The organism is Gemmatimonadota bacterium (assembly GCA_026706845.1).
Lineage (GTDB): Bacteria > Latescibacterota > UBA2968 > UBA2968 > UBA2968 > VXRD01.
This window is the reverse complement of sequence record JAPOXY010000261.1, coordinates 1-7,613: the sequence shown is the minus strand read 5'-3', so window position 1 is coordinate 7,613 and position 7,613 is coordinate 1. Positions and strand designations below refer to the sequence as shown.

Annotated in this window: 5 protein-coding genes; 1 reads left to right on the top strand and 4 read right to left on the bottom strand. The window is 50.7% G+C overall.

The window, feature by feature from the left end; translation table 11 throughout:
- The 3 genes from OXG87_22865 to OXG87_22855 all read right to left on the bottom strand — a co-directional run.
- Positions 1–2,090 (bottom strand): ABC transporter ATP-binding protein (locus tag OXG87_22865; protein MCY3872397.1); only part of this gene is annotated, 2,090 nt, incomplete at its 3' end.
- A 22-nt stretch (positions 2,091–2,112) separates the two neighbouring features.
- Positions 2,113–2,871 (bottom strand): 4'-phosphopantetheinyl transferase superfamily protein, encoded by a 759-nt coding sequence (locus tag OXG87_22860; protein MCY3872396.1) that lies wholly within the window; start codon positions 2,869–2,871, stop codon positions 2,113–2,115.
- A gap of 24 nt (positions 2,872–2,895) precedes the next feature.
- Positions 2,896–4,107, bottom strand: coding sequence for a DUF362 domain-containing protein (locus OXG87_22855; GenBank protein MCY3872395.1), 1,212 nt, complete (start codon positions 4,105–4,107; stop codon positions 2,896–2,898).
- Positions 4,108–4,252: 145 nt separating this feature from the next.
- Here OXG87_22855 and OXG87_22850 point away from each other — a divergent pair, with 145 nt between their 5' ends.
- Positions 4,253–5,953, top strand: coding sequence for an asparagine synthase-related protein (locus tag OXG87_22850; protein MCY3872394.1), 1,701 nt, complete (start codon positions 4,253–4,255; stop codon positions 5,951–5,953).
- 61 nt (positions 5,954–6,014) lie between these two features.
- Here the strand turns inward: OXG87_22850 and OXG87_22845 are convergent, their stop codons facing one another.
- A complete protein-coding gene (locus OXG87_22845) occupies positions 6,015–7,547 on the bottom strand; it encodes a translocation/assembly module TamB (GenBank protein MCY3872393.1) in 1,533 nt (510 codons plus the stop codon).
- Between the last annotated feature and the right edge of the window lie 66 nt (positions 7,548–7,613).

Here is a 7,613-nt window from a genome sequence, read left to right as displayed (position 1 = left end):
CGAGTCGGGCTCGAAGACGAGCTGGACGGCGTGCTGCGGGCAGAAGTAGTCGTGCGTCCTTTGACCAATCGCACAACCGCATCTTGAATGCGTTTTTCCGTTTGCACATCAACAGACGACGTGGCCTCGTCTAAGATCAAAATTCTGGGATCGTGTAAAATAGCCCGTGCAATGGACACGCGCTGCCGTTCACCTCCCGAAAGCGATTCTCCGCGCTCGCCGATAAGCGTATCATAGCCATCGGGTTTTGTCACGATAAAGTCGTGTGCATGGGCAGCCCTGGCCGCTTTCACAATCTCATCGAATGTCGCGCCCGGCTTGCCATAGCCGATATTTTCTGCAATACTGCCCGAAAACAGAAACGGCTCTTGCAACACAATGCCGATTTGAGACCGCAAATCCTCCAGCCGAATATCGCGCAAATTCACCCCATCGACCTCAATACTGCCGCGGTCAACATCGTAGAACCGACAAATCAGATTTACCGTTGTCGTCTTGCCCACGCCGGATTTTCCCACCAGTCCGATCATCTCTCCCGGTTTGACATCGAGATTGATTTCGTGAAGCACGGGTTTACTCTTGTCGTATCCGAACGTGACGTCATTGAACTTCAAGCGACCCTCAATATGCGGCATTGGCACGGCATTGGGATCTTGATACGCTTCGGAGGGCGTATCGATAATCTCAAAAATGCGCTCTGCACCGGCCATTGCGCGCGTCATCCAGGAATTGACCATCCCAAACCATTCCAGGGGACCGTAGAGCAACATCATATAGCTGTAAAAAGCCATCAAAGTGCCGAGCGTTAACTCCCCATCGATCACCTCCAGACCCCCGTAATACCACACAATAATCACGCCGGCCGCGGTCAATAGGGTCATCGTTTTATAAAAAATGCCCCGGTTGACCTCTGTAGTAATACCGATGCGCGTCAATTTATCATTGCGCCTTTTGAACACCCTGATTTCCTGCTTTTCCTGTGCAAATGCCTTCACCACGCGAATGCCCGTGAGCGCTTCATTGACCCGCGCCATAGTGTCAGACCAGGACTGCATCCAACTGGTAAAATATTTCCGCATCCGCCGATAAAACGCATACCCCCAGATCATGATTAACGGAACGGGAATCAGCACCAGAATAGCCAGTGACCAACTCATCATAAACAGCGCGGCGAGAATCCCCAGCAACATCATCGCTTCGATCACCAGATAGGGCAATCCATCGACCAAAAACATCTGTAAACGACTGCTATCGGTCGTCACGCGGGACATCACTGCGCCAACTTGCCGTTTGTCGTAAAATTGCAGGGATAGCAATTCCAAACGCCTGTAAAGCTGGCTGCGGATATCCGCCGTCACCCGTGCGGAAAGCCACGTAACTGTCCAACCGTGCGCCCATTCTGCCCCCCAGGTTAGCAGCCGGATACCCACCAGAATCAGCACGAGCCAGCCGAGCAAGCTGAGCCGTTCGTCGTACAGCGCCTCTACACCCTCGGGCAGCACCAATACATCATCGACAATGAGCTTAGTCACGTAAGGCGGAATCAACTCGGCAACTGTCGTCACAATAGACGCCAGAGCCAGCACAATCGCGCGTATTTTGTAGGGCTTCAAATACGATGCAATGCGTCCCAACGTTGCAAATTTGTTTAAACAGGCCGGACATATCCCATTTTTTTCGGGCAATAGCCTACCACACGATTCGCAGATTGTGCGATCCAGATGCGCATTGATAAAAAATTCTTGCCCCTTGCGCAGTTGCTCAATCCCTCGCGTGGTCTCCGAAAATTTTTGTGCCTGCGTCAGGGAATACGGAACATGAATGGTCGGCTTATTTTTTCGATGAATTTCCAGACGCGCACCGCCCACCAGAGCCTCTGTTCGCGCCAGTTCTATTTCTGAAATAGGAATATCTGCAATCGCGCCATTTTGCCGCACCAGTACGCGATTGCGCGTCACCACTACCCACTGATTTCCAAAGTCGCCTTTTTCATCCAGATCGGTCTGCACCCGGATAAGTTCATCTTCCCCTTCGGGCAAAGCGTGTTTCAACCAATTCAAACTATGTCCATTGTCCAGTAAACGATCCATTATTTGCTCCTGCATCGGGCGGCTACAGAGATACGGCCCTGCATTTCGCGTTTGCACCATTATTGTTCAGACAAAGGTCGTGCATAAAGTGTTTCACTATCTTCACCTCAACATCTTTTTTCGCAATCGCCACCGATCCGACATAACCCTTCGCAGGTTCAAGGTGTCGCAGCGTCCAATCCCCTACATTGCCTTTTTTTATCCACAACAATTTTGCCTTGCGTCCCAAACTAACTTCAAAATTTTTTAATGACTGAACAAGACCGGTGCCCACAGCTTTCAGATATGCCTCTTTGCGCGTCCAGCAATGAAAAAAAGCCCGACGTTGTTCTTCTCGCGGCAACGCGCGCAACCGCTTGTATTCACCAGGTGCAAAAAAACGTTTCGCAAGGTCCTGCATATGGCCGACCTTGCGACTGAGGTGCTCAACATCAACCCCAATGTCAAAGCGCAGAGAAACCGCAATAAGGGCCAGTCCAGCCGAATGGCTCAGGTTGAATCGCAATTGGGATTTGTCCCACGGGGATGCCAGAGCGGGTTTGCCGTGTTCGCCATAAAAAAAAGCCAGTTCACCTGGCTTGCACTCCATGTATTTGGCGAGAATCGCGCGCAGACATCCCCGTGCGGCAACAAAATGCGCCCGGTGCTTTTCAAAGAGAAACCTGTCGGCGCGCATCCACTCATCTGCCGATAGCGTCTCGGTCAATATATGACCATCAAATGTCTCGCGCTCTAAATCCACTGCCCAGACATGGGCCGTATCAGTTTGCAAAATATCCATATCTCTTGCACTATCTCAGCAGATTTATCCCGTCATTCTCAAACACGCCTCATAAGTCTCAAAGCGTTCGCCTTCGGTCTCTTCGGGATCGACCAGCTTAAGCCACATTCCCTGATCCTTTTTCTTTCCGCTCAACTGCCTGCGGCTGCCCAAATTGGCGGGATCTGCACCGTGCCAGACCACATCGCCATCTTGTAAAAAGATAAATTTATTCCGATATCGGTCAACAATATCCCGCTGACGGTCCTGGTAAAGCAGTGCCTGCTCACAGGTGGTGCGACGCCAGCTTTCCACAATTTTTTCGCTATCTGTGCGCTCTGAATCAAACTCGGCCAGAGGCGCGAATACCTCGCTCTCAAAATCAATCTCGCGCAGATCAACCGTACCAAAACCGCGTCTGCCTGCGATCAACAAATGGTTGCGGTCGCGCCGAAATGGCGGGTTAGGCCAATCAGATGCGGGATCGTGCCCCATCAAATGGGTACCACAAGCATCTGTAGCGGTTACATGGTCACCGGCTAATAACGCATTACAAATACGCCCCTGCCCGCCCCATTCTCTACCCCATTGCCCGGTTAGTGCATCCACAATATTCAGACAGGGTTGGGTGATCAATCCCAAATCGGGCAACACATAAGACAGGCGGATAAAGTGGTGATAATAAGATCTCACACGGCCGTGTGGCAGCGTGATTGGAGGCAGGCCAAAAAGGTTTTTCATGCAAAGCGTAACCCCCATAAACAGATGATTTTTCATCTTTGCCACAGAAACCACCTCAGCCCCTTCAAAACACGCGCTGAGCGTATAGCGATCAAACATACATCCGCCACCCGGCACATCATACTGTTTGAACGGCGGCGCATTTGAATCGACAAATCCCACATCGTATTCTTTCAAAATATGCGCGTAATTAAAATCCTCACCCATCAGATGTTCGCGCGTATAGGGATTGGTATCCGTCGCAATAATTTCCGCACGGGTTCGTTCTCGCAACAAGCGCAAAACAGCGCGTGCGACCATATCATCGACCAACTCGCGCCGCCGTCCCATGTAGTAAATAATGCGGTTGTGGAGCTTCATCATATTGAACTTAATCACAATCCGATCGGCTTTCTCCAGCTTTTCCCACGACCGATGCAATGGGTTTGTAATGCGGCGCAACGTCCGGTATATTTCTTCCTCTGACGCCCGCCAATTACAATGCGCTGCGCGAACCTTGTAGTTTTTTTCTGCCATTCCAACCTCTGTGGTTAAATGCGATGATATTAGGACTGTCTTATTGTACCTATAAAAACGAAAAATGAAAAGTGAAATAATAAAGTTTTTCTTATATTGACTAAATCTAATCCCGGATGAAGTGGTATTCAGACAGGTATTTTTTATGCTCGCAGGATTCATATCCCAATCGCCTCTTACCCCTCGCGAACTCACCTACTCGCTCACCCGCATGGCAGACGGCCTTGTCGTACATCAAAAAGCGCACCAAATCGTCTTTGCCCCGCATATTGCAGGCGTTGCATTCGCGCCAGATTGGCGTACTACATCCCCAATTTGCCAGACACAAACGGGACATATTGCCTATCTCGACGGTGAATTTTTTAACCGCGCTGCGCTGGCTCGCTCTGCGACCTCTGATCCCGAATTTTTGATTCAATCTATCACGGGCGAACGCGAACACTTGAACCGCATCGACGGCATTTTTGCCGGCGTGGTTTTTGATACGCACAAAAATGAATTGCACATTATCACTGATCGCTATGGCTTGCGCCCGCTCTACTGGACGCGCCTGGGCAATCGCATTGCATGGGCGTCTCAGACCAAAGCATTCCTCGTGTTTCCCGAATTTTCGCCTGTGATCAATCCCGTTTCTCGCGACATATTTTTTTCTACCGGACAATTGCCTTCTGATCACACCTGGCTCAAAGACATCACGCCCGTGCCTCCTGCAACGCAAATGACATTTCGCATCTCAGATGGCAGCCTTACACAGCGACGCTACTGGTCCTGGGATGAAATTGCTCCCCTTACGGGGTATCACGACCAACGCGAATTGGCACGGGAATTGGGCACACGCTTTCGCACTGCCGTAGAACAGAGAACCACAGGACGAACTGGTCTCGCCCTCAGCGGTGGTCTCGATTCGCGTGCGATCCTCGCCGCCCTGCCCGGTACGCCTCAAATCTTCACATTCGGTCATCCCGACAGCGCAGATGTTCGCATTGCAGCCCAGGCCGCATCCGTAAAAAACGCACCACACACTGTCTTTCCTCTTCACAGTCAAAATTGGCTCTTGCCGAGAATCTATGGCCTGTGGTATGCCGATGGCGCGCTCGATCTGCTCCACATGCACGGCATTGAACATCTCGACCAACAGAAAGAAGCCTGTGATATTTGCTTCAACGGCGCAGGCGGCGATGGATTGGCAGGCGCAGGCCATCTATTTCATCCAAACGGACTCTCGGCTTACCTGAAAAATAAGCTACACATCCAGGCAGATCGCAACACGGCCCAACACCTCAAAACCGCATTTAGTAAAGCGGGATCGGCACACGCTTTTTACATAGACTGGCGCATGCGTGGGTTCACCATTCACGGTCCCCGTCTGGGACTTTTGCACGGCCTCGAATACCGCTTGCCATTCCTGGACAATCAGGTGCAGGAATTTCTCTATTCTATTCCCCTGCAACAAAAAGCCAACAATCGCCTCTACCGACAAATGCTTCTTCATACCTTTCCCGAATATTTCGATAATATTCCCTATCAGGCCACGGGATTCCCCATATCCCGTTCTCCCTGGACCGTCAAAATTCTGCGGGGGCTCTCCGGATTGCAAAACCGCACGCCCCAGACCTTTGCCGATTACGCGAATTGGTTGCGCCAATCGCCGGGTAAAAATTTGTGCGATCATATTCTATACAACACATCTCACACCTCCAAACTCTGGCAACGCCACCTCGCCGGTGAAGACCACACGATCATTCTGGGACGCTACCTGACCTATCAACTCTATCTTATCCAACTTTTTGATGGCAAATACCGCACATCAGAAGAAGTGGCTGAACTATTGAAAATTACCGCATAAAAAAACTGCCGCCCGAAAAATCTCGGACGACAGTTTCTTTCTCTGTATTTCCTCTTTCTTCTCACCACTCCTTCTTCCAGAACAACCCTATCGATCCGCGTCTGCGTCGATTATTCGTATCTACATTCACCTCTTCTATCTGACTCGCCTCCACTATCACTTCTGGGAAGATCTCAAACTCCATCGCCGCTTCATAAGCCGTGCTCGAAAAATCCTGTGCATAACTCATAAACAACCTGTCACCAATATACTTGCCCAATCGAATCCTGGGGAGATTGTCCTCGCCAATATCGACCTCTACCAGATCCAGACGCAATTTTTGCCCAATGTGGCGCCCCAGGCGATTTGCAACAACCCCCGCAACCAGATCCAGCGTGTGTTCGCCGGAAAATTGAAATTGATCAGCCGGTCTGCCTGTCAACAATAGAGATGCAATATTCCCCACATCCTCTCCAAGTGGCTGATCGCTTTCAATGTCAAACGAAATCTGTGGATACGTCAATGTCCCCCCCACTGTGACAATAATATCAACAGGCTCAGGCCTGGCGCCCTCTGTAATCACAGCGCGCACGCGCGTCTCGGCGCGAATATCCAGATCGGGGTTCCAGTCGGGCCTGCCTCGAAATAGAATTTCACCTCGTGTAATACGCAAGCGGTTGTTTTGCCATATGTAATTGCCCCGGCGGCTCGACATCGTGCCGTAAATACGCGAATCTTCGCGATTTTTTATTATATCCAGATCGCCCCCAATTTCGACCTCAAAGGCCGGATCGCGCAACCACACCTGTCTGTCAGCAGACACTTGTAGGTTTATTTCCGGGTCCCTCAGAAATGTCGGCATTTCCGGGCTCGGTTCTTCAAACAATTCCGTCAATCGAATCTCCGCCTGTTTCGTCGCCAGGCTCGGTACTCCGAGCAATTCCGCCAGGCGAATCTCTGCCTGTTTCATCGCCAGTTTACCCTCAACTTTGATGCCTTGCAGCGTTCCTGTTATCTGCAATTGACCGTCTGTCACGAGTTGTAGTTCTGGACGGGCAACCGGTTCAAAACCGCGGAATTGTGCAGACAAATCCCATCTGCTCGGCAAAAACCCCTCAAGCGTTATATCGCCGGAAAGATTCGCCGAAGGCCCAATCACAAGACTGTCAAGCTGAATTTTCCCGTCGCTAATTACAGCACGTCCCGAAACAGGTGCGTGAGATCGATTCAGATCGGACAAGTGGAATACCCCGTCTCGAATTTCGATCTCTCCCTGAATATCCGGTTGCTCAAAACGACCACGCGCCTCCAGGTCGAACGATAAAATCCCTGAAATTCCCTCACCGGCACCAAAAAACGCGTTTGAGGCTGTGCCAAATGTCAATCTCTCGGATCGTTTTATTCCGACCAATTCTGTTTTTTCATCCGATAAGTTCGGGCGCGTCCTCAACCCGATCCCCTCAGACAGAGCGCGCAAGTGCACATCACCTGTACCTGTAATGGGAAAACTGCCAAACAGTGCCAGCACTTCATCTCTATCGGGTACGACTTTCACGTCAAAGTGTATCCTTTCATTGCCCAGAGACGCTTCTCCTGTGGCACTATCGAATCCCACACCCGATATTTAGCCCTTTGCAAGAGCGAATTGAAAAAAAATCAGGGGATCGGTCAATGTGCCAGC

Coding starts and splice junctions, on each gene's coding strand:
- OXG87_22860 (MCY3872396.1), bottom strand. CDS start 2,871: ATGGATATTTTGCAAACTGATACGGCCCATGTCTGGGCAGTGGATTTA.
- OXG87_22855 (MCY3872395.1), bottom strand. CDS start 4,107: ATGGCAGAAAAAAACTACAAGGTTCGCGCAGCGCATTGTAATTGGCGG.
- OXG87_22850 (MCY3872394.1), top strand. CDS start 4,253: ATGCTCGCAGGATTCATATCCCAATCGCCTCTTACCCCTCGCGAACTC.